22 protein-coding genes are annotated in these 21,941 nt (G+C 64.2%); 7 read left to right on the top strand and 15 right to left on the bottom strand.

What is annotated here, in order from left to right; all coding sequences use genetic code 11:
- Positions 1-69: 69 nt before the first annotated feature.
- The 8 genes from H4O10_RS04660 to H4O10_RS04620 form a co-directional block, all read right to left on the bottom strand.
- On the bottom strand, positions 70-3,315 hold the full coding sequence (locus tag H4O10_RS04660; RefSeq protein ID WP_008266162.1) for a CusA/CzcA family heavy metal efflux RND transporter: 3,246 nt from the start codon (positions 3,313-3,315) through the stop codon (positions 70-72).
- Positions 3,315-4,484, bottom strand: a complete 1,170-nt coding sequence (locus tag H4O10_RS04655; RefSeq protein ID WP_032961315.1) for an efflux RND transporter periplasmic adaptor subunit — start codon at positions 4,482-4,484, stop codon at positions 3,315-3,317. Before H4O10_RS04655 ends, H4O10_RS04660 begins: the two co-directional genes overlap by 1 nt.
- Positions 4,485-5,708: a TolC family protein gene (locus H4O10_RS04650; protein WP_146256917.1), complete on the bottom strand. Its 1,224-nt coding sequence runs from the start codon at positions 5,706-5,708 to the stop codon at positions 4,485-4,487.
- 87 nt (positions 5,709-5,795) lie between these two features.
- Positions 5,796-6,359 (bottom strand): sigma-70 family RNA polymerase sigma factor, encoded by a 564-nt coding sequence (locus H4O10_RS04645; RefSeq protein WP_049400889.1) that lies wholly within the window; start codon positions 6,357-6,359, stop codon positions 5,796-5,798.
- A 14-nt stretch (positions 6,360-6,373) separates the two neighbouring features.
- On the bottom strand, positions 6,374-6,802 hold the full coding sequence (locus H4O10_RS04640; protein WP_087786541.1) for a periplasmic heavy metal sensor: 429 nt from the start codon (positions 6,800-6,802) through the stop codon (positions 6,374-6,376).
- 508 nt (positions 6,803-7,310) lie between these two features.
- Entirely contained in the window at positions 7,311-7,757 is a 447-nt protein-coding gene (locus H4O10_RS04630) for a cyclin-dependent kinase inhibitor 3 family protein (protein ID WP_226053690.1), read from the bottom strand.
- Between the two features lie 187 nt (positions 7,758-7,944).
- Complete coding sequence (locus H4O10_RS04625) at positions 7,945-8,400, bottom strand: NIF family HAD-type phosphatase (RefSeq protein ID WP_032961321.1); 456 nt, start codon at positions 8,398-8,400, stop codon at positions 7,945-7,947.
- Positions 8,401-8,468: 68 nt separating this feature from the next.
- The gene (locus tag H4O10_RS04620) at positions 8,469-9,053 is read right to left on the bottom strand and encodes a hypothetical protein (RefSeq protein WP_141097639.1); all 585 of its coding nucleotides are present in this window, start codon (positions 9,051-9,053) and stop codon (positions 8,469-8,471) included.
- Between the two features lie 312 nt (positions 9,054-9,365).
- Between H4O10_RS04620 and H4O10_RS04615 the strand changes: the two genes are divergently transcribed.
- On the top strand, positions 9,366-9,635 hold the full coding sequence (locus H4O10_RS04615; RefSeq protein ID WP_075075810.1) for a helix-turn-helix transcriptional regulator: 270 nt from the start codon (positions 9,366-9,368) through the stop codon (positions 9,633-9,635).
- Between the two features lie 254 nt (positions 9,636-9,889).
- On the opposite strand, the gene H4O10_RS04610 is transcribed toward H4O10_RS04615, so the two are convergent.
- The 3 genes from H4O10_RS04610 to H4O10_RS04600 all read right to left on the bottom strand — a co-directional run bounded on the left by H4O10_RS04610 (position 9,890) and on the right by H4O10_RS04600 (position 13,128).
- Complete coding sequence (locus H4O10_RS04610) at positions 9,890-11,059, bottom strand: lytic polysaccharide monooxygenase (protein WP_088470163.1); 1,170 nt, start codon at positions 11,057-11,059, stop codon at positions 9,890-9,892.
- 178 nt (positions 11,060-11,237) lie between these two features.
- Complete coding sequence (locus H4O10_RS04605) at positions 11,238-12,410, bottom strand: lytic polysaccharide monooxygenase (protein ID WP_088470162.1); 1,173 nt, start codon at positions 12,408-12,410, stop codon at positions 11,238-11,240.
- Between the two features lie 190 nt (positions 12,411-12,600).
- Entirely contained in the window at positions 12,601-13,128 is a 528-nt protein-coding gene (locus tag H4O10_RS04600) for a DUF1203 domain-containing protein (RefSeq protein WP_049452976.1), read from the bottom strand.
- A 198-nt stretch (positions 13,129-13,326) separates the two neighbouring features.
- On the opposite strand from H4O10_RS04600, the gene H4O10_RS04595 reads away from it, so the two are divergent.
- The 4 genes from H4O10_RS04595 (at position 13,327) to H4O10_RS04580 (ending at position 17,247) form a co-directional block, all read left to right on the top strand.
- A complete protein-coding gene (locus H4O10_RS04595) occupies positions 13,327-13,728 on the top strand; it encodes a GGDEF domain-containing protein (protein WP_309250907.1) in 402 nt (133 codons plus the stop codon).
- Between the two features lie 68 nt (positions 13,729-13,796).
- Positions 13,797-15,323 (top strand): alpha/beta fold hydrolase, encoded by a 1,527-nt coding sequence (locus tag H4O10_RS04590; protein WP_049452972.1) that lies wholly within the window; start codon positions 13,797-13,799, stop codon positions 15,321-15,323.
- Positions 15,320-16,066, top strand: coding sequence for an ATP-binding cassette domain-containing protein (locus H4O10_RS04585; RefSeq protein ID WP_049452970.1), 747 nt, complete (start codon positions 15,320-15,322; stop codon positions 16,064-16,066). The genes H4O10_RS04590 and H4O10_RS04585 overlap by 4 nt, the downstream gene beginning before the upstream one ends.
- The gene (locus H4O10_RS04580; RefSeq protein WP_033833787.1) at positions 16,063-17,247 is read left to right on the top strand and encodes an ABC transporter permease; all 1,185 of its coding nucleotides are present in this window, start codon (positions 16,063-16,065) and stop codon (positions 17,245-17,247) included. Before H4O10_RS04585 ends, H4O10_RS04580 begins: the two co-directional genes overlap by 4 nt.
- Positions 17,248-17,280: 33 nt before the next feature.
- On the opposite strand, the gene H4O10_RS04575 is transcribed toward H4O10_RS04580, so the two are convergent.
- Together H4O10_RS04575 and H4O10_RS04570 are read right to left on the bottom strand one after the other, a co-directional pair.
- The gene (locus H4O10_RS04575) at positions 17,281-17,979 is read right to left on the bottom strand and encodes a transposase (RefSeq protein WP_049452968.1); all 699 of its coding nucleotides are present in this window, start codon (positions 17,977-17,979) and stop codon (positions 17,281-17,283) included.
- A 100-nt stretch (positions 17,980-18,079) separates the two neighbouring features.
- Positions 18,080-18,877: a helix-turn-helix transcriptional regulator gene (locus tag H4O10_RS04570; protein WP_088470161.1), complete on the bottom strand. Its 798-nt coding sequence runs from the start codon at positions 18,875-18,877 to the stop codon at positions 18,080-18,082.
- A gap of 77 nt (positions 18,878-18,954) precedes the next feature.
- Here H4O10_RS04570 and H4O10_RS04565 point away from each other — a divergent pair, with 77 nt between their 5' ends.
- Positions 18,955-19,209, top strand: coding sequence for a hypothetical protein (locus tag H4O10_RS04565; RefSeq protein WP_033833784.1), 255 nt, complete (start codon positions 18,955-18,957; stop codon positions 19,207-19,209).
- Between the two features lie 82 nt (positions 19,210-19,291).
- Here the strand turns inward: H4O10_RS04565 and H4O10_RS04560 are convergent, their stop codons facing one another.
- Together H4O10_RS04560 and H4O10_RS04555 are read right to left on the bottom strand one after the other, a co-directional pair.
- The gene (locus tag H4O10_RS04560; protein WP_005414830.1) at positions 19,292-20,296 is read right to left on the bottom strand and encodes an energy transducer TonB; all 1,005 of its coding nucleotides are present in this window, start codon (positions 20,294-20,296) and stop codon (positions 19,292-19,294) included.
- A 202-nt stretch (positions 20,297-20,498) separates the two neighbouring features.
- Complete coding sequence (locus H4O10_RS04555; protein ID WP_005411554.1) at positions 20,499-21,119, bottom strand: TIGR00645 family protein; 621 nt, start codon at positions 21,117-21,119, stop codon at positions 20,499-20,501.
- Between the two features lie 112 nt (positions 21,120-21,231).
- Between H4O10_RS04555 and H4O10_RS04550 the strand changes: the two genes are divergently transcribed.
- Positions 21,232-21,921 carry a glutathione binding-like protein gene (locus tag H4O10_RS04550; protein ID WP_049453560.1) on the top strand — a complete coding sequence of 230 codons (690 nt, stop codon included), beginning with the start codon at positions 21,232-21,234 and terminating at the stop codon, positions 21,919-21,921.
- Positions 21,922-21,941: the final 20 nt, after the last annotated feature.

Genomic DNA, 21,941 nt, shown 5'->3' with positions numbered 1-21,941 from the left:
GCGCCGCTGCCCTGCGGATCGTAATCCGATCCGTAGGGCAGGACGTGAAGCCGTGGAAGGGGCTTGTGCTCAATCGACTTCGGGTACCGGCAGGGGGTCTTCAATGCCCGCGGCCTTCCTGCGTGCAGTTCTTCGGAGTACCAGCCCGCACAGCGCAGGCAGCACGAACAGCGTCAGTACGGTTGCCGTGGCAAGACCCCCGATAACCACTGTAGCCAGTGGCTTCTGCACTTCGGCGCCCGTACCCGTTGCAATCGCCATCGGGACGAAGCCCAGGGAGGCAACCAGCGCGGTCATAAGAACCGGTCTGACGCGCTCCATTGCACCCAGTTCGACCGCCTCATCTGGCGGAAGCCCCTCGTGCAGGCGTTTCTTGATCGCGGAGATCAGAACCAGGCCGTTGAGCACCGCGACACCAGATACCGCGATGAAGCCCACAGCGGCTGAGATCGAGAAGGGGATTCCTCTCAACGCCAATGCGAAGAATCCACCGGCCAGAGCAAGTGGCACTGCAGTCAGTACCGTACCTGTCAGCAAACCGTTGCCAATCGCCATGTAGAGGACGGCCGCAATGAGGATGAAGCAGAGAGGCACAATGATCGCCAGTCGCTTCGTTGCTGCCTGCAGATTTTGGAACTGCCCGCCCCATTCGATCCAGGAACCGGTGGGCAACTGCACCTGCTGGCCAATAGCCGCCTTGGCGTCGTCAACGAAGCTACCCAGGTCACGCCCGACCACATTCGCTTCCACATAGATTCGACGTTTGCCATTGTCGCGGCTGACTTCGTTCAGACCCTGCGTGAAGCGGAAGCTGACCAATTCACGAAGCGGAACAGACTGACGGCCTTCCTGACTGCCTGGCGGCAGCATGACCGGAACGGCTCCCAGTACATCGAGATCGCTGCGGTCCACACGGGGCAGACGAACCACTACGTCGAAGCGCCGATCACCTTCGAAGATCTGGCCCGCCATGCGACCTGCCAGCGCAGCAGACACTGTGTCGGCCACTTCCTTGACGGTCAGTCCGTAACGGGCGATCGCGGCCCGGTCGAATGCCATGTCAAAGGTCGGGAAGCCTCCCGTTTGCGCCACACGGACATCCGATGCGCCCGGAATCTTCTTGAGGACGCTCGCAATCTTGTCAGCGCTGCCGGCAAGCGCCGTCAGGTCTTCGCCATAGATCTTGACTGCAACGTCGCTACGAACGCCGCCGATCAGCTCATTGAAGCGCATCTCGATGGGCTGGGTGGCGTCATAGTTGTTACCAACAAGAAAGGCTGTCTTCTCTCGAATCCTCTCGATCACCTGCTCTTTGGTCTTCACTCCATCCGGCCATTGGTCCTTGGGCTTGAGGATCACGTAGTTGTCGGACGCGTTGGGCGGCATGGGATCTGCGGCCAGGCTTGCGGTACCGGCCTTGGAGTACACCGTCTGTACCTCCGGCAACGTCATCAGTGCCTTCTCAAGAGGAAGGTCGATGGCGACGGACTGCTCGATCGATGTGGACGGGATGCGAACGGAGGACAGGTTGAGATTCTGCTCATCCAATGTGGGCATGAACTCCCGACCCACAAAGCCAAAGGCCACAACGCCGGCCACCAGGACGCCAAGACCACCGGCCAGGTAGGGCATGGGTTGGCGGATTGCGCTGCGAAGCATCGGCTGATAGCGGCTCTTGGTGGCAGCGACTACCCGTACTTCTTTCTCGGAAATGTGGCCCTTGAGCATGACCGCCACCATCGCCGGAACGAAAGTGAGGGAGAGCACGAATGCAGAGGCCAGCGCCAGCATCAGGGTAATTACCATCGGGGAGAACATCTTTCCCTCGACGCCCTGGAAGGTCAGGCATGGCACGAAGACCAGGAAGATGACCGCCTGCCCATACACGGTCGGGCGGACCATCTCCTTGGACGAGGCGATCGTTTCATGCAGCCGCTCCGATAGATTGAGTGGGCGCCCAAGTGCATGCTGTCGCTCTGCCAAACGGCGCAGCGCGTTCTCGACGATGATGACCGCGCCGTCGATGATCAGGCCAAAGTCGAGCGCACCCAGACTCATCAGGTTGCCAGAGATCCCGAGCTTGTTCATGCCGATCGCGGTGATCAGCAGGGACAACGGAATCACCAATGCAGCAATGACAGCAGCTCGCCAGTTTCCGAGCAATGCAAATAGGATGACCACGACTAGAAGAGCGCCTTCGGCCAGGTTCTTGGCGACGGTCTTGATCGTTGCGACAACCAGCTGGGATCGGTCCAGCGTGGGAACAATCCTCACGCCCGGCGGCATGGTCTTGCCGATCTCCTGCAGCTTGTCACCCACTGCGGCCGCCACAGTTCGGCTGTTGGCGCCAACCAGCATGAGTGCGCTGCCAACGACGGTCTCGTAGCCATTGCGGCTGGCGGCACCGCGGCGGAGCTCACCGTCAACGACCACACGTGCGACGTCTCCCACTGTTACGGGAACTCCGTTGCGATTGCCCACAACGGCACGGGCAATCTCGTCCACGGAGCGGATGCGGGCGTCTGCGCGCACCAGATAGGACTCGCCCGACCTCTGGATGTAGTCTGCTCCGACCGACAGGTTGGCATCCTGCAACGCGTCGGCTAGGTCGGTATAGGAGAACCCGTACTCTGCGAGCTTGCTCGCATTGGGCTCAACGACATACTCCTTGACGTAGCCGCCGAGGCTGTCGACGTCTGCTACGCCCGGCGTCGTGCGCAGCTGAGGCCGCACAATCCAGTCCTGGACTGTGCGCAAGTAGGCCAGACGTGCCATGTTGTCCGTCAGCCGTTCCCCCTGATCAGTCAGGAACGAACCGTCGCTTTGCCAGCCAGGCTTACCATCATTTCGCGGGGCATCTTTGCCATCTGGGTGGGTGAATTCAACGCTGTAGTGGAATACTTCGCCCAACCCGGTCGAAACCGGGCCCATCAGCGGTTCGGCACCCTCCGGCAACTGGGGCCGAGCCTGAGTCAGTCGCTCGGTGACCTGTTGGCGCATGAAGTAGAGGTCTGCGCTCTCATCGAAGATCACCGTGACCTGGCTGAAGCCGTTGCGCGAGAACGACCGGGTGTTCGCGACGCCCCGAAGTCCTGCCATCGCGGTCTCGATCGGGTAGGTAACGCGCTTCTCGACCTCCACTGGACTCAGCGTCGGGATGACGGTGTTGATCTGGACCTGCTTGTTCGTGATATCCGGAGTCACGTCGATCGGTAGCAGGTTCAGTTGCCACCCGCCGATCACCGCAATCACCAGTGTGATGAACAGAACCAGCCAGCGGTGCCGTACGGCACCCGTAAGTACTTGCTCGATCATTACTCGTCTCCGCCCGACTTTTTCATCTCGGCCTTCACCAGAAACGCATTACGGGTAGCAACCGGGGTTCCCGCAGTGACGCCAGAAAGGATCTGCGCCATACCACCGCTACGGAGGCCAATGAAGACCGGCTGTGCAGTGAACCCCTTACTGGTTCTGACGAAGAGGACGTCTTTTCCGTCGATGTTCTGGACCGCCTCTTCCGAGACAGACAGCCCCTCACCCGATCCGGAAGCGGTGACCAGCCGGACCTGCACACCGTCACCCACAACCAATCCGTTCGCCTCTGCGCTCGGGGTGATTACGACTGTGGCAGCCCTTGTCAGCCCACCTACGGCGGCAGCAACTGAACGGACCTTGCCTGAGGTGACGCTTCCGTCGGAGCGGGTAATGGACGCGCTGTCGCCGGCCTTGATCCGACCGGTGTCACCCGCACGAACGGAGGCCTGAATCTCCACGCCATTGGAACCTGTGACCCTATAGAGGGAGGCCTGCGGCTCGACGAAAGCGCCCAGAGTCACTTGCGAGCTGCTGATGGTTCCATCGATAGGGCTGATGACGTTGACGCTACCTCCTCCATCCACATTGGCGGTGCGTGCCACCAGGGCAGCGCGTTGTGCTTCTGCTTGCGCTGTGAGATAAGCGGCGCGACTCGCCTCGGCCTCTTGTCGTGCCAACACGCCCTGTGCGAGCAACGACTCATCGCGCTTGACGTTCTTTTCGGCGAGGGAGAGGCTGGCGCTGGCCACACGAAGGTCAGCCGCAATACGGGCCCCATCAGGGCTGGCTACGCGTGCCAGCACTTCGCCCTTCTTCACCTTGTCGCCCACCTGCCGGATGACATCGGTGACGTTACCGGCCGCACGTGCCACCACGACGGCCTCACCACCGGGGATTGCCACGACCGAACCCGATGCGGTGATGTTCGCCGCTACCTGAGCGGAAGTGACGGGCTCCACCGAGATCCCCGCAGCGGCAACATACTCCTTGGGAATCGCGACTTCCTGAGCCGCCTCCGCCGGCGCACTGGCGCTGGCTTCGTCTTTCGCGGGGTCGACCACCGTCTCTGAAGGGGCGGATAAGCGTGCAATGCCAAATCCTGCGCCAAGCGCCAAGGTAGCCACGCCGATCATCGTCAGGGTGTTAACAGCCGGAATACTTCTCTTCATCTACATGTCTCCAAAGGCAATCTGACCGCTGGCCACGGCGAGCGATGCGTAGGCGGCAACGCGTGCGAGTCGTGCATCCACCACGCTCAGCCTCGCGTCCGTCAGCGTGCGACGGCTAAGCAGCAGCTCAACCAGTGGGGTTCTACCGGCCTCGTATCCCAAGCGCGCCATTCGGTAGGCTTCCGTGGCTGCTTCCTCTCCCTTGGAGGCAGCGATCAGTCCTCGCTTGGCGGCGTCAACACGCGCAAGCGCAGTCGCACGGTCCGCCTGGCTCTGGAGGCGTGCGGCATCCAATCGAGCACGGGCGGCGTCGCTCCGTGATCGAGCCGCGCTGATCCCGCCACTGTTCCGGTCAAACAATGGGATGCTCAGAGACACGCCGACGACCAATGCGTCCCCACCGGCGGCGAAGTTGCGACGGCCTGCGGTGAGGTTCAGGTCCGGTGCCCGCTTGAAGCGTTCAGTGCGCAGAACCGCATCGCTCGCGTCGACGTCTGCCTTCGCAGACAGGACAGATGCCGAATCGACGTTCGCAATTGCGGGCGCAACCCACTCGCGCACCAGGAGTGACTCGGACGTGCCTGAGTAGGGTTCCGCTCTTCCCGCCAGTACTGACAGTTGCTCTAGAGCTGCAGCCGCCTCTGCCTCTCTTGAGGCGGCAATCGCTTCTGCTGAGCTCAAGCCTGCCTGGGCTTGTGCTACGCGCAGGCTGGCCTCCTTTCCTGCGTCAACCAGCGCCTGAGCTGCCTTCAGGTCGCCTCTGGCGCGATCAACATCTTCGGCAGCAATGTCGCGCCGTATCAGCCCAGCTTCGGAAGACGCGTAGGCAACAGCCAAGGCTGCGGCGAATTCGACTTGCGCCTGGTGCTGGCGAGCTTCGGCCGCCTGCAGCCCTTTCTCTCCCGCCTGGATTCGAGCCCCACGTTGGCCAAAGATCTCGAGTGGCTGGCTGATGGTGTAGGTCGTCTGCCGCTGGCTCGCGCCATTGCTGGGGGGAGCGTTGAGATTCTCTGCGAGGGCATCAATGGTGGGGTTACGTAGCGCTCGCGCTTGGCGGGCTTCGCCCGCAGCGGCAGCTGTGTCGAACCCCTTTTCCTGAAGGAAGGGGGATTGGGCCCTGCTCTGCTCGAGCAACGCGCTGAAGTTCGGGGCGTCCGAGGCATAGGCCGCAGAGATACTGGTCAGGGCCAGCATCACCGTCAGGGCAAGCAATGATGGTTTCATGAGGATCCGGTGCAGTGGGGCCGCAATCTCGGCCGTCTTTCTGCACTACGCGGCCTGCGCGGCCTTCCCCTCGAATCCGGCGAAAATTTATTTCCCGCGGCTCAGTGCATCTGTCAGTTTGGCCCGCGCTCTCAGGACGCGACCCTCTATCGTTTTGAGACTGATACCCAGGGCGGAAGCTGCTTCAACCTGGGAAAGGCCGACGAAGGCAGTCAGAACCAGAGCTTCACGCAGGCTCGGGTCGATCGTGTTGAGAACCCTTCTTACTTCTGCGAGCTCAAGCTGAGAACCGGCAACCTGCTCTGGCCCGGCCTGCTCGGAATGCAGGGCGCGTCCTTCCTCATCATCCAAAGGCTTGGCCCGAAACAGGAAGTGGCGGACGCGTCGAAACCGTTGCGTATCACGAACCTTGTTGATTCCAATACGCATCAGCCAAGGAAGTACCGAGCGCGTCGGATCGTACTCTGACAGGCCTCGCCAAGCGGCAACGAATGTCTCCTGCACGACATCATCGACGTCGGTTTCGGGCAGACCCATGCCTCGAACCATCTGCTTGATTGCTGGCGAGTGACGGCGGACCAGGCGAGCGAAGGCCTCAGCATCACCCGCCGCAGCTTCAACTGCCCAGTTGTTGTCGTCCTCGATGGTCACAACGTTTGTGGGGCTCAGGGAGAGTCGGTGCGAAGTGCTTCAAGGAGTGCCTTGTCGTAGGCCGGCCGGTGCTCGGGTTTCAAGCCCTCGCGCATCTCGAACACATGCTCGAGCGTGATGCGCTGGAGATCGCCCGCAGCCCGCTCCACCTCACGACTTGCACGTTCCACCTGGGGGTTCCATTTGGGGTCAGCCGCGATGGCGTCCGCCAGCTGGCGGTTGGCAATCCGCAGGCGCGCTTCGATCTCACCTCGCCTTGTTGCGAACAGCTGTTCCTTGGCCTGGAGGATCTGCTTCTCCGAGTCGTCCAGAGGCACCACGGCGTGAAGGCGTTCATGGAGATCGCTGTGCCCAGGATTGAGCGAGTGCCAGATCCAGCCGATAGCCAGCGCGCACACTACGCCAATGATGGCGCCAGCGATTGTTGCCAGCGGCAGCCTCATGAGGGGTCCGATTGCCATCAGCGTTCCACCAGTAGAGCGTATGGGGACATGGAAGCTGGGGCCGCGACCCATGTCGGGCGCGAGGGTGCCTGGGTGACAAAGAAGGCGGAGCCTACTCCTCCGCAGGTAAGCACCGCCGCGAGCGCCGCGCATGCGAGTGCCCGGCGGAACTCTCGCTTACCGGCCCATTGCGAAGGGGAAGCTTCCTGGGACAGGCGTCGGACCAGGCTATCGGTGGCCCGATCATGGCCGTCTGGCCTTGTAGCTGCCGAGGCTCTGGACAGCCAATCGTCTAGATCATTCATGTGGAGATCTCCTCATCCTTCCCTACTTATACGCCTGCCGTGGGGAGATCCCCTCAAACCTCTGATTGCTGACCTCCCCGCGGGTTCTCAGATTCACCGATGAGCACCGGGGCGAAGCTGATCCGGCACTGGGAGGTTCACAGGTCTGGACGTGATTAGTGCCGTGTCAAGAGTTCAGAACGGATGCTTCAGCGCACACGGTTCTAGAGCATCCGAGAAGCCCAGTGAAGAAGGAAGCGCTCTTGCTCCGCCGTTTCCACGGCTCCGGGACGAGCACTCCGAACTCTGGCCATAGCTTCTTCAGCGCTTAGGCATGATCTGCTCTCGAGCAGTAGCATCGAAGCCACGGTGCCCGCTCTGCCAAGCCCTCCTTTGCAATGAACGACTACTTTGTCACCGCGGAGCAAATCGTCAGTGAGGACGGGGCCTAGTCGTGTCCACTCGTCCAAGAACTGAGGATCCGGCGCTTCTCCATCACGAATCGGAAGACCATGCCAGTGCAGGCCATGAGCGCGCGCGCGTTCGGGTAGCGACCCTATCCCGAGATCGTCGAACTCCCACGGTTCAATCAAGGAAAGCAGATGGCGACATCCCCAAGCTGAGACGGACGCTAGATCGAGCTCGAGATCTCTACACCACGAGCCCGTCATTGCAACTTTCTGATGCTTACCGGGGGCAAAGGTAACGCCTATGGTTCCTCCGTTGGCACCGACGGAAAGTCCCGCAATCTGCAACGGATGAGACAAGCTAGTTCTGTGCACAGAATCCTCGAGTATTGGGGGCTGGCGGTGTCTCACTGCGGCGTCCGAAGATTGCATCCACGGCACACTCCATCCACTAAGGCCGCGCCTTGGGCTTTGTGCTGCCTGGATTGAGGCGCTCCTCAAGACGCTGGATCACCAGCTGCAGCCCCTCGTCTCCATCAGAATATGGTGCAGCGAAGAGAGGGGCTTCAATCCAGAGGAAGTGTTGGCCGGGATGCACGTAGGCCCCGTGATCATCCAGCAACAGTGCCTCGCCAAGTTCTGCCGAAACGAATCGAAGGTCCTTCGTCGGACCGTCCCATTCGATGTATGGGAGATGTTGAGACCATTCGGGAGCGCGTCCCTCCAGCACCAAGAGGGATGTAATCTCTGCAACAACCTTTTGGGGTACAGAGGTGAACATGACGATCCGATTGAAGGTGCTGCTGGCATAGTTTAGGAACTCCATCAGGCCGGGTCGGGGTATTTGACTGACGGCATTGGAGATAAGTGTTCCCTCAAGGTCCAGTGCAAGAATGATTGGACGCATCTATCAAGTCTCGTGATTCTTGGTTCAGCTGAGCCAGGGAAGTGGGTAATCGAGGGCCTCTGTTTTGACTAGATTTCGCCCAAGGATGGAGCTGCAAGCCAGTAGTCATCGCCTATCTTCAGTATGCTTTCCAGCGCTACATCGATCATCAGTGGTCGTCGCCAACCTGTGTCAGGAAGGAAGCAATAGTCGGTTCTTCGAAGTTCACCCGCGGCCGCCTTTACTACCAGCCAGCGCGTCCTCCTTCGCATCTCTCGGGAAAGCACTTCTAGTGCGGCGTCCTCGTTGCCACCGCTACTAAGGAACTGGCTCGCTGCTCCCCTTACAGATGACCAGAGCACGTATCGTTTCCGCCCCAGGCTCAGACGAGTCCACTCCTCATCCTGACTTCTCAGGATTTCATCTACGCGGTGCACTCCGATACGGTGACGGCGCAGCAATGATGTGAGATAGGCGCTTGCCTCTCGATCCGCTAGCTGGCGCCAGATCCAAAGTCTTGCGTGTTTATCAAGCGTCGGGCGCCAAGCATCAAGCATCCCCTTGAGCGCTGCATCAAGGTCATCAGGAAGAATCAGGTCATCGACGTAGGACCAACTGACCGGTTCGTAGAGAGAGCGCTTAACGGCTCCGTTGCCTGAACTGGAACCGGTCACAACACCTGCGCTTTTTAGGAATTGCAGGAGTTGCTGGGCGACAGCAGGGTCTGAGGAAACGGGCGCGCTAACGGAAGTGGAGCGTTCAAGCGCACACCAGGCGCAGGTGTAGAAAGGACCAAGCGATACGACAAGTGAGTCGAGCTCGGGCCACGAAGGAAGGAGGGTCTGTTGGCTACGGCCATAGATCACTCGATCCCCGGCAAATTAACCAGTCCGGATGCTACCAAGGCGGCACGATGTCGTCTACATGATTTTCATGTATGCCGTGCCCCGGTCATAGATTTCCATCCGCTCCTTGAGGCGGACCGGATGGCTACGAAGACGATCTATCAGAACCCGTACCTCCGTTTGGTCGGAAAGCTTCGGGAGCATCGGGAGATCTTGGGCATCAGTCAGACTCAGCTTGCTGCCCATCTGGGGTGGCCCCAACAGCGCATTTCTTCAATAGAGTCTGGATCACGTCGTCTAGACGTTCTCGAATTCTGCCAAATGGCATCTGCGCTGGGTGTCTCTCCAGCTGAGGTGTCTGATCTGATCTGCAAGGCTCTAAAGGCAGTGCGAGTCTCGAGGATCAATTGACAAGGCTCACATAAGTCGAAAGTCTTATTTCAAGCATAAGTAATTGATTTATATGCTTTAAATAAGTTTTCCGTTGTTATTTAGTCCTTCAGCAGCAAGTAAGTCAGGGTAGTGCCGGCCGCTGGCCGGCAGCCCCACGAACCCTGGTAGTGCCGGCCGCCGGCCGGGCAGCCCCACGAACCCTGGTAGTGCCGGCCGCTGGCCGGCAACTCCAAGAACCGGAGGCGGCGCCACGCCGCCCCCGGTGCCCTGCCTCAGTACGCGACCCAGGCATCGCGCCAGGCGAAACCGGTGCCCGGGCGATAGGCATCGGCGTTGATGTTGCACCACGCACCCTCCGGGAACGGCCGGCAGGCGTAGAGCTTGCCGTCGGTGCCCTTGACCACGGTTTCGCCCGGCGTGTAGCTGCCGATACCGGCCGGATACACGAAGTCGTAGTCGTCACCCGGCGGCGGATCTACCGGATCCACCGGGCCCGGCAGGCGGGTATCGATCTGGAACAGGTTGCCCGGCTTCAGGTAGACGCGGTTCTCGGTGGCCGAGGCGACCGGCGTGATCACGCCGTTCCTCATCACGCCCACACGCGCCTGCTGTGCACTGGCGTTGACCTTGCGGGCCAGCGCCAGCGGCCACTGGTTCGCAGCGGTCTGGCCTGCGGCCAGGGTGATCTCCGGACGCTCCAGATCATTGCCCTGGGCGTTGAACACGCGCAGCGTCAGGGTGGTGCCTTCTTCCAACGCACCGCGGGCGGTGACCGGGCCGGCGTCCTGCCACTGCGGCGGCGGTTCAACGCCACCACCGCCCTCGAAGCGCACGTCCGCGCAGGTATAGAACGCTTCACCGGAATTCGAGCGCTGCCAGGTGTTGTAGATGATGTGCTGGCCGCTGCGCTTGGGCAGCGGGCAATCCAGCTTGTAGACGTCGCCGGAGACCGGCACGTTGCCCAGCGTGCAGAATTCCTGCAGGTCGGCCCAGCGCAGCGGACTGCCCGGCTGCCAGCCGTCGCGGGTGACGTAGAACTTCCACTCGCGGGTAGCATGCGGGGCCGGTGCCTTGAACTCGAAGGTGTAGCGCCCGCGCGAATCGGCGCGGATCGGCGAGGTCGGCCAGTCACTGCGGTTCAGATCGAGGCCGCGGTACTTGCTGTTGCCGCCGCTGCACAACTCGCCATCTGGAACCACCGCTTGATGGTTGCCGTTGGCGTTGGCCTGGTTGACACCGGCCCAGTCGTAGAACGGCTGGGCGCCGCCGATGGCCTTGGCGGCGGCGCAGGCCGGGTTGGTCGGATTCTCCGGATTGCCCTCGTGGCACTGCTTCACGCGGCTGAGCGGCTTGGACAGCGTGCCGTGGGCGAAGGCGTTGCCGGACAGTGCCAGGCCGACAACGGCGGACAGTGCGAGGACGGCCCGATGGGACAGGTGCATGCAGGAACTCCTTTGCGAAGTGTTGGAAACCTCGCGGAGTCTTCCCATGTAGCCGCCATATGCCCATCAGACAAGTTTGAAAGGCTGCTGCGTTCCTCTGTTTCCGCAACGCGCGCCCCACTGCGCGGCAGGGGAGCCAGGAGGCGGTGTGATGTGCACCGCCTCCCACATCACTGCGTCAGTACGCGATCCACGCATCGCGCCAGGCCGCGCCCACGCCCGGCCGGTAGGCCTCGGCATTGACGTTGCACCATGCACCCTCCGGGAACGGGCGGCAGGCATACAGCTTGCCGTCGCTGCTCTTCACCACGGTCTGGCCCGGCAAATAGCTGCCGATGCCCGCCGGGTACACGTGGTCGAAATCACCACCCGGCGATGGCGTACCCGGGTCCGGCACCTGGGTATCGAGCTGGAAGCGGTTGCCGTCCTTCAGGTACACGCGATTGTCGGTGGCCGACGCCGACGGCGTGATCACGCCATTGGCAAGCACGCCCACGCGCGCATGCCTGGCACTGGCATTGACCTTGCGGGCCAGCGCCAAGGGCCATTGCGCGGCCGAGGTCTGGCCGCTGGCCAGCGTCGCTTCCACACGTTCGACATCGTTGCCGCTGGCATTGAACACGCGCAGTGCCAGCGTCGTACCGACCGGCAATTCACCGCGGGCGGTGACCGGGCCGGCATCCTGCCATTGCGGTGCCGGCGCCGTACCACCGCCGCCGCCTTCAAAGCGTACGTCCATGCAGGTGTAGAACGCTTCGGTCGAATCCGAGCGCTGCCAGGTGTTGTAGATCACATGCTGGCCGGTGCGCTGCGGCAGCGTGCACTGCAGCTTGTAGGTGCCATCGGCAGAGAGCGGTGTATTGCCCAGCGTGCAGAACTCCTGCAGGTCTGCCCAACGCAACGGGCTGCCCGGTTGCCAGCCGTCGCGGGTGACGAAGAAGCGCCAGTCGCGCGTGGCGTGCGGCGCGGTTGCCTTGAACACGAAGGTGAACTTGCCATTGGCATCGGCGTGGATCGGCGTGGTCTGCCAGTCACTGCGGTTCACGTCCAGGCCGCGGAAGGTGGGATTGTTGCCGCTGCACAGCTTGCCGTCGGGCACCACCGCCTGATGGTTGCCGTTGGCGTTGGCCTGGTTGATGCCGTTCCAGTCGTAGAACGCCTGCGATCCGCCCACCGCTTTCGCGGCAGCGCAGGCCGGGTTGGTCGGGTTCTCCGGATTGCCCTGGAAACAGGCATAGACGCGGCTGACCGGCGTGGTCATGGTGCCGTGGGCGAACGCGTTGCCGGCCAGGCACAGGCCTGCAGCGGCGAACGAGGTGGCCAGCAGCAGCGGTGTGGATTGGAATGACATGGCGCTTCCTTGTGGTCGTCGAAAGAGAGCGGTGACCGCAGAGTTGCGCTGCGCGGCGGACTTTCGGCGGCACCATGGCGAGTATCGAGTTGCGGTGCCGGGTGCGGAACCATGGAAATGCTGATCCGTGACTGTGGGTGTGAAGCCCTTCCCGCGGGCTTCACGTGGGCCTGAACGGATGCGCTGGCGATCACGTGTTCGGCGTGGCAACGATCACGTCGTGGAGATCCGGCCATGTCGGTGTCATGCCGACGCGATCCGCCTGGCACGAGAAGCAGCCGTGGGCCGCGTTGTGCAGCTGCACGAAGGCCACGGCAGGGTCGGCAAACAGCGCGTCCAGCCGAGCGCCGACATCCGTGCCTGCGCTGATCTCGGCGGCCAGCATCAATGCAGCCTGGTCATAGGCGCGCAACGAGATCATCCGGCGCTGCACGTACGGGGGTACTTCGCCCGGCGGCAGCACGCAGCGGGTCACGCCACGCTGCACGAAGATCGGGCCCGAAGCGTGATAGGGCGAGTGCAGGGGCAGGTGCACGTGGGACAACAGCAGCAGCTCGCTGCCACCGGGCGGATCGCTCAGGCTGATCCGGCAGGGGTGTCCTCCTGATTCGCCGGCCCAGCGACGCCGGATGCCCAGCGCAGCCAGCGCGGTGTCGCTCTTTTCGAACAGGTGCAGGAACGGGCGGTGGTCGATGCCACCGAGGTACCAGGCATGCATGGGCGTCTCCTTGGTTTCCCACGGATTCTGCGCAGGCACCGGCCGCCGTGCTCGCCGTTTTCAGACCCCGCATCTCGATCGGGCCAGGCAGCGCCACGGGGAACGCAGCACAAGGCGCCAAGATGCGCGCGCCGCCCCGGCCGATGAGCGCCGCATGTCCGTGGATTTCCCCACCCTCACCGTGCTTGGCTTCCTGCTCTGCATCGCTGGGGCCATCTGGCCGGAGACGAGGTACTGCGCCACTTCGCTGCGTTGATGCAGCACGGTTTGCAGGGCCATCACACGCTGCTGGGCCGCTACGGTGGCGAGGAGTTCGTGCTGGTGCTGGCCGGCAGCACGCAGGTGGAAGCGATGGCGCGGGCTGCGGCGATCCGTACCGCTCTGCAGCAGAAGCCGGCGCGGCTGGCCACCGGGCCGGTGACGTTCACTGCCAGCATCGGCCTGGCGATGGACGACGGCCAGGGCGAGCTGTCCACGCTGCTGGCAGCGGCAGACGCGGCGCTGTACCGGGCCAAGGCCGCCGGCCGCGATCGCCTGGCCTGCGCCACGCCGGCGGAGATTTCGCGTCTGCCCATCGCCGACGACGCCGTGCCCGTGTAAGTTGAGTCACATCTTCCGCGGCAGCCCGTCGTGGTTGCCAGGAACGTCCTCCAGGGGAAACGAGCACGATGCAAAGACACCACCTCGCGTTGGCCGCAGCGTTGGCCAGCCTGATGCTTGCCGGTTGCAGCCAGTCACCGTCACCCGGCGCCGAAGGCGCCAGCGATGCACCCAGCCGCCGTTTCGGCACGATCGACTTCCAGCCCTGCACGCTGTCCACGGTAGGTGCCAGTGCCAACGTGGAAGCGCAGTGCGCCACCCTGCAGGTCCCGGAGGACCGGGCCCAGCCCGCTGGCCGGCGCATCGGCCTGCGCATCGCCTGGCTGGAATCGGGCAGCAGCGGCTCCAGCCAGCCCGACCCGGTGTTCTTCCTGGCCGGTGGCCCCGGCCAGGCCGCCAGCGAAGTGGCCGTCATCGTCGATACCGCGCTGCGCCAGGTGCGCAAGCAGCGGGACATCTTCCTGGTCGACCAGCGCGGCACCGGCGGCTCCAACCCGCTCAGCTGCCTCGGCGCGGACGGAAAGGAACTGCCGATGCACGAGGACGCGGCGCCCTCCGAAGCCTTGCTGCGCGACTATGCCCGGCGATGCGCGGCTTCCCTGCGGGGACGTGCGGACGCACGTTTCTACACCACCACCGAAGCCATTGCCGACCTGGACGCGGTCCGCCAGGCCTTGGGCGTGGACCGGGTCAATCTGATCGGTGCGTCCTACGGCACCCGCGTGGCCCAGCGCTATGCGGGTACCTATCCAAAGCACACCCGCAGCATCGTCATCGATGGCGTGGTGCCGAATGAGCTGGTGGTGGGCGGCGATTTCGCCAGGACGTTCGAAGACGCGATCGCCCTGCAGTCGGCGCAGTGCCGCAAGGACGCTGCCTGCAGCAGGCGCTTCCCGACCGATACCCGTGCGCAGCTGCGCAGCGTGGTCGAGACCCTGCGCCGTGCACCGGTTCCGGTCGAGTATCGCGATCCCGGCACCTACGACACCCGGAAGGATGTGCTGACACCGGACAGTGTGGTGGGCCTGGCGTTTGCGTTTTCCTACGTACCCCAGTACGCCTCATTGCTGCCGCTGGTTCTTGATGAAGCCGCGCACGGCCGCTACGCGCCGCTCGCCTCGTTGGCGCGCGGTGCGAGCCGCAGCATGGATTTCCAGATCAACCGCGGCATGCACTGGTCGGTGATCTGCAGCGAAGACGCGCCGCGCTACCAGGCGCCGGCCGAGGATCCCGGGCGCCTGTTCGGCAACGACGTGGCAAGTTCCTTCTTTGCCGCCTGCCCGGCATGGCCGCACCGGCCGGCACCGGCAGCCAATGCCGTGCCGCTGCGCAGTGACGTACCGGCGCTGCTGTTGTCTGGTGAACTGGACCCGGTGACCCCGCCGCGCTATGCCGAGCAGGTCCTCAAGGGCCTGCCCAATGGACGCGCGCTGGTCGCCCGTGGCCAGGGCCACGGCACGCTGACCGCCGGCTGCATGCCGCGCCTGCTCGGCCAGTTCATCGACACGACCGATGCCAAGGCGCTGGATGCCGGCTGCCTGGACACGCTGAGCTACGTGCCGGCGTTCACCTCGTTCAACGGATGGGAACCATGATCGTCGCCGACAACCTGCACAAGGCCTTCGAAACCCGCACCGGCCGTATCCAGGCCGTGTCCAACGTCGGCTTCCGCGCCGAGGATGGCCGCATCACCGGCCTGCTGGGGCCCAATGGTGCCGGCAAGACCACCACCATGCGCATGCTGTACACGCTGATGACCCCCGACCAGGGCAGCATCAGCGTCGATGGTGTCGATGCTGCGCGCAATCCGGTGGAAGTGCGTCGCCATCTCGGCGTGCTGCCCGACGCGCGTGGCGTCTACAAGCGCCTGACCGCGCGTGAGAACATCGCCTACTTCGGCGAACTGCATGGCCTGTCGGCCGAGCGCATCCGCGAGCGCATCGAGGTGCTGTCGCACGCGCTGGACATGGGGGACATCCTCGACCGCCAGACCGATGGCTTCTCGCAGGGCCAGCGCACCAAGACCGCGATCGCCCGCGCACTGGTGCACGACCCGCGCAACGTCATTCTCGATGAACCGACCAACGGCCTGGACGTGATGACCACCCGCGCACTGCGCCGCTTCCTGCTGGGCCTGCGCGAAGAAGGCCGCTGCGTGATCCTGTCCAGCCACATCATGCAGGAGGTGGCCGCGCTGTGCGATCACATCGTGATCATCGCCAAGGGCACGGTGATGGCCGCCGGCAGCGCCGATGAACTGCGCGCGCAGTCCGGCGAATCCAACCTGGAGGATGCGTTCGTGAAACTGATCGGCAGCGAAGAGGGCCTGCACGCATGAGCATGATGTCGACCCTGATGACGGTGATGCGCAAGGAGCTGCGTGACCTGTCGCGCGACCGCCGTACGCTGGCGCTGACGCTGCTGTTCGGGCCGCTGCTGTACCCGCTGCTGATCCTGGGCATGGGCAAGCTGTCCGAAAGCCGCGTGCGCACGCAGATCGAGCAGCCGCTGCAGATTCCCACCATCGGCGCCGAACATGCGCCGAACCTGGTGCGCTTCCTGGCTGCCCAGGGCCTGAATACCGCTGCTGCGCCGAAGGACCTGGCCGAGGCCATCCGTTCGCAGGACATCGACGTGGCGCTGCGCATCAGCCCGGACTTCGGCAGGGACTGGGCCGATGGCAAGCCGGCGCTGGTGGAGGTGATCAGTGACAGCACACGACGTGCCGCCGAGGTGCCCACTGCGCGCCTGCAGGCGGCGTTGGCCACGTACAACGGGCAGGTAGGGGCGCTGCGGCTGATGGCGCGGGGCGTCGACGCCCAGGTCGCACGGCCGCTGGACGTGGCCAGCCAGGACATGGCCAGTGCCGAAGCCAAGCGTGGCCTGATGCTGTCGGCGTTGTTGCCGATCCTGCTGACCCTCACCTCGTTCCTCGGTGGTGCCTACCTGGTGATGGACACCACCGCCGGCGAGCGTGAGCGGCAGTCGCTGGAGCCGCTGCTGGCCACGCCGGGGTCGCGCAGTGCCATTGTCAGCGGCAAGATCGCCGCCGCCTGCATGGTCGGCTTTGCCTCGCTGCTGTTGACCCTGGCCGCGTTCAAGGTGAGCGCGCAGATCGCCCCCGGTAACATCGGCCGCCAGCTCAACATGAACATCATGGCGATGGTGCAGATGCTGCTGGTGATGCTGCCGATGCTGCTGATCGGCACCTCGCTGCTGACCTTCCTGGCCGCAGCGGCCAAGAGCATGAAGGAAGCGCAGAGCCACATGACCTGGTTGATGCTGCTGCCGATGCTGCCGGGCTATGCGCTGATTGCCTACCCGGTGAAGAGCCAGCTGTGGCAGTACGCCGTGCCGTTCCTGTCGCAGAACCAGATGCTGCTGAAGGTGATCCGCCACGAGACCATCACACCCGCGGTCTGGGCCATCTACCTCGGCGCCAGCCTCGGCCTGGCCGCCGTGCTGTGGTTCGCCGCCGTGCGTCGCTACCACAACGAGCGCCTGGCCATCTCCGGCTGACCGTAAAAGGGGACGGAGGGGATTAAGTCGTTTCTAACCCCCCGCCCCCTTCTTCTGAGGGCGCCCCCGCTTGCGCAGCATCACGGGGCGACCCAGGGTCTGTTCCACCATTCGCAGGTAAGCTGCATTTCCCAACGGATGCTGGCCGGCACTGTGCGCACGGATTGCCGGCAGGTCAGCGGACGCGTTCATGTCCTGCAGAAACTCCGCATAGAGCATTGCCCGCTGTCGCTGGGTCGGAGCGAGCGCCTGGAATGCGGGATGTTCTGTCAGCATCGGATCGTGGCGCCGCTGCAGGTTTCCATGCACGCTCGACCATGGGTGATCTTCCGGGGCGGCAGTCATGCCTGCACGAACCGGATTGAGTTCGATGTAGCGATAGACGCTGAGCAGATAGGCGTCGCTGTCCACCATCGAAGAATGGAAGCGGCCCTGCCAGAGCGGTCCGCTGCGCTCATGCCGCTGATTGAACGCCTGGACATAGTTGTTGCCCTGCATCCGCATCGCATTCGCCAAGCCAACACGCGTGGAAGGTGTGGCCAACAGATGAACGTGATTGCCCATCAATACGTAGGCATGCAGTGCGACCTGATGCTTCAGGAACGCGCTGTGCAACAGGTGCAGAAACAGCTGACGGTCGATATCGTCAACGAAGATCGCCCTCTTGTTCACACCGCGCTGGGTTACGTGGTACGGCTGTTCGGCCAACATCAGGCGCGCTTGTCGAGGCATGGCAGTTCAGGGCTTCAAGAATTCATCAGACTGCCGCCTCCGTGACCTCGAAGGACATCAGGCGATGCCGCGAGATGGCGTGGGGGAGGGCAGAAGCGACTTAATCCCCTCCGTCCCCTTTTCCATACCGCGCAGGCGTCACCCCCATCTCGCGCTTGAACACGGCGATGAATGAACTAGGCGTGTCGTACCCCATCGACAGCGCGACGCTGATCACCGGCTCGCCGGACAGCAGGCGTGGCAGCGCCAGCAGCACCCGCAGGCGTTGCCGCCACTGGCTCAGCGTCATGCCGGTCTCGGCCAGCCAGTGGCGGGCCAGGCTGCGGCCGGACAGGCCACTGCTGGCGGCCCAGTCCTCGACGCTGCGGTTGTCGTGCGGCGCGCGAGCCAGCGCGGCGGCGATCCGGCCCAGGCGCCGGTCACGCGGCTGTGGCAGGGCCAGCGGCAGCGGCGTGCTGGCGGCAATCTCATCGGCGATCACGCCGGCCAGGCGTGCCTGCGCAGCATCCAGTGGCGCATGGGGCCATTGCAGCGCACGTGCTGTCGCCGCCTGCAGCAGCGCATTGGGCTGGAAGATGCGTGGTGTGGCGGGCAGACCCAGGCAGGCCTCGGCGTTGAAGTACAGGCTCCAGCCATTGAACCCGTCTGCGCCCAGCAGCGCGTGGGGCAGCAAGGGCGGTATCCAGGCGACGTGACCTGCGGGCAGCAGCCAGTGCAGGTCGTCGGCGGCGATCCGCAGCAGCCCCTGGTACGCACCCAGCAGCTGCCCACGCGCATGCCGGTGGCGGGCCGTGCGACGCTTGCCGAGCTGGCGCAGCCGGGCCGCCAGCACCGCCGGTCCATCGGTGGCATCGGCCAGCGCGGGGTCGAGCAATGCGGCGGTTGTCTGATCTGCCATATCGATTGGCAGTTATACGGCAGAAACGTCGCGTCCGTGCCCCGACACTGGAGCCCACCTCAACGGAGCGCTTCGCCATGCAGCCACAGGACATTCTTTCCGACCATCAGAACGACGTGCAGGTGAACGGCCTCACCGTGCGCAAGGGCAGTGTCGGCGCCTTCCTGGCCAGCGTCCGTGACTGGCAGGATCCCGCCAGCGATCCCGCCAGGCGTGCCACTGCCGAAGCCGATCTGCGTGCGCTGCTGCCGGGCCTGCACGCGCTGGGCCTGTTCCAGGTACTGACGGCGCGCGATCCGGCACTGCAACGACTGATCGATGGAGCGGCCTGAAACGGACAAGGCCCGGACATGCCGGGCCTTGGCGTCATTGCAGGGGCAGAAACGACTTAATCCCCTCCGTCCCCTTTTTCGTTCAGTTGTTGCCCGGCGCGAACACCAGCGTACGGCGGGTGGTCACCGGCGCGCTGACCGGCTCGAAGCGCCAACGCTTGACCGCGTTCAGGGCTTCACGGTCGAACACGCGTCCCGGCGTCGCGCGCAGCACGCGAGCGTTCACCACCGAGCCGTCAGTGCCGACGGTGATCTCCACCAGCACTTCGCCGGAGGTTCCCGAACGCAGCGCTTCGCCCGGATAGCGCGGCGCCGGTGTGCTGACCGGGCGCAGGGTGGGCGCTGCCGGTGCGGCGGCCTGGCGTGCGGCGCTGGCCTGCTGGGCGGCAGCCTGCTGCTGCTTCTGCTCGGCCTCGCGGCGGGCGGCGGCCTGGCGCTCGGCTTCCTGGCGCTCGTTGTCGCGGCGCGCGGCATCCTGCTGCGCGGCAATCTGCTTGGCGGCGTCGGCTTCCTTGGCGCGCTGCTCGCTCAGGCGCTGCTGCTCGGTCTGCTGCTTGCTGCGGTCCTCGGCGTCCTTCTTGGCCTTCTCGGCTTCCGCTTCGGTGCGCTTGGCTGCGTTCTGCACGCCCTTGGCCAGGCCGTCCTTCAGGCGCGGCAGGGCCGGCGCGGATGCATCCACCTTCTCGATCAGTGCCACCAGGCGCTGCGCTTCGGTGTAGTCCTCGCGGCCCAGGTGTTGCTCGGCGGCGATCAGGGTGTACGGCAGCAGGTCGGTCAGTGCGCTCTTCACCGAGGCGTCGTCCGGCGTCTTGTCACGCAGGGCGAGGTAGTACTCGATGGCGTTGTCGCCGGCCGGTGCATACATGCGGTTCTCGCGCAGCGCCTGGCTGGCCGACTCGCGCAGCTGCTCGGTGCCCATGGACTGCACCTTGGCAGCAACCGCCGGTGCGGCGGGTGCGGCAGCGGCAGGCGCCGTGGCGGCAGCAGGCGCTGCGGATTCTTCCTTGCCCGAGCAGGCGGCCAGTGCCAGTGCCAGGGCAACCGGCAGCCACCGGCGCGCGGCGGTGATCGTTGAGACGTGCGACATCCTGCTCCCCTCTAGAAGACGACGTGACGTAAATCATTGATACGCATGGCCGGGACCTGCGGTCCGGGCGCGGCAGGGTGACGTTTCCCGACGCCACCGCCGGCAACGGCGAGGGTGCAATCTAGCATCCCGGCCACCGCCGCGCACAAGGGACGGTGGCCGGAATGGGGCAGCGGCGGTCAAGCCGCTGGCGGCGGCGACCTCAGTGGTCGTGTGCCTTGTCGTGCGACTTGCTGTGGCTGTTGGACATCAGCTTGTCGGTCCAGGCGATGCCGATCGCCGACAGGATGAACACGCAGTGGATGATGGTCTGCCACAGCACGCCATCCTGGGTCAGCATCGAGCAGCGGGCGACACCGATGTTGGCAGCGGCCACGCTCATCTGCTCCGGCGTGCACAGCGGGATGCCGCCCAGCGCACCGCTGGCGATGAAGGTCTTCAGCAGGTGGATCGAGGAGATGCCGATGATCGCCATCGCCAGTTTCACCTTCAGCACGCTGGCATTGACGTGGCTCAGCCATTCCGGCTGGTCCGGGTGGCCTTCCAGGCGCAGGCGCGAGACGAAGGTCTCGTAGCCGCCGACGATCACCATCACCAGCAGGTTGGAGATCATCACCACGTCGATCAGGCCCAGCACGATCAGCATGATCTGCTGCTCGCCCATCGACACCGAGTGCGAGATCAGGTGCCACAGTTCCTTGCCGAACAGGAACACGTAGACGCACTGCGCCACGATCAGGCCCAGGTACAGCGGCAGCTGCAGCCAGCGCGAGGCGAAGATCAGCGTGGACAAGGGGGAGAGCGGCGGGCGGTTTGCACTCATGCGAGGGATGCTGCGTTGCGGGGGAGAGGCGAGGTTACCGGCCCGCCATGACGGTGCCAACCCAACTCACGCACTAGACTTCAGGTTCCTTTCCGCACCCCGAGCCGCCGCCATGATCGACCTGTATTACTGGCCCACCCCGAACGGCCACAAAGTGACCCTGCTGCTGGAAGAAACCGGCCTGGAATACCGCATCCACCCGGTCAACATCGGCTCGGGCGACCAGTTCAAGCCGGAATTCCTGGCGATCTCGCCGAACAACAAGATGCCGGCCATCGTCGACCAGGCCCCGGCCGATGGCGGTGCTCCCCAGAGCGTGTTCGAGTCCGGCGCGATCCTGCTGTACCTGGCCGAGAAGACCGGCCGCTTCCTGCCCAGCGACCCCCGCGGCCGCGTCACCACCCTGGAGTGGCTGTTCTGGCAGATGGCCGGCCTGGGCCCGATGAGCGGCCAGATGGGCCACTTCAACGTATACGCGCCTGAAAAGATCCCGTATGCCATCGAGCGCTATGACAACGAAGTGCGCCGCCTGCACGGGGTGGTGGACAAGCGCCTGGCCCAGCACGCCTTCCTGGCCGGCGACGAGTACACCATCGCCGACATGGCCAGCTACCCGTGGATCGGCGCCTACGACAAGCTGCCGGTGGATTTCACCGCGTTCCCGAACCTCAAGCGCTGGCATGAAGCCATTGCCGCACGCCCGGCCACCCAGCGCGCCTATGCCCTGCGCCAGCAGGTGAACCCCAACGCCGGCAAGCCGCTCAGCGACGAGGAGCGCAAGCACCTGTTCGGCCAGCGCTGACCGCCTCGGGGTCGGATCCC

The organism is Stenotrophomonas sp. I18B00994 (assembly GCF_014145825.1).
Taxonomy (GTDB): Bacteria; Pseudomonadota; Gammaproteobacteria; order Xanthomonadales; family Xanthomonadaceae; genus Stenotrophomonas; species Stenotrophomonas maltophilia.
Note: the sequence above shows the minus strand (reverse complement) of the source record. Positions and strands in the feature narration are given on the sequence as shown.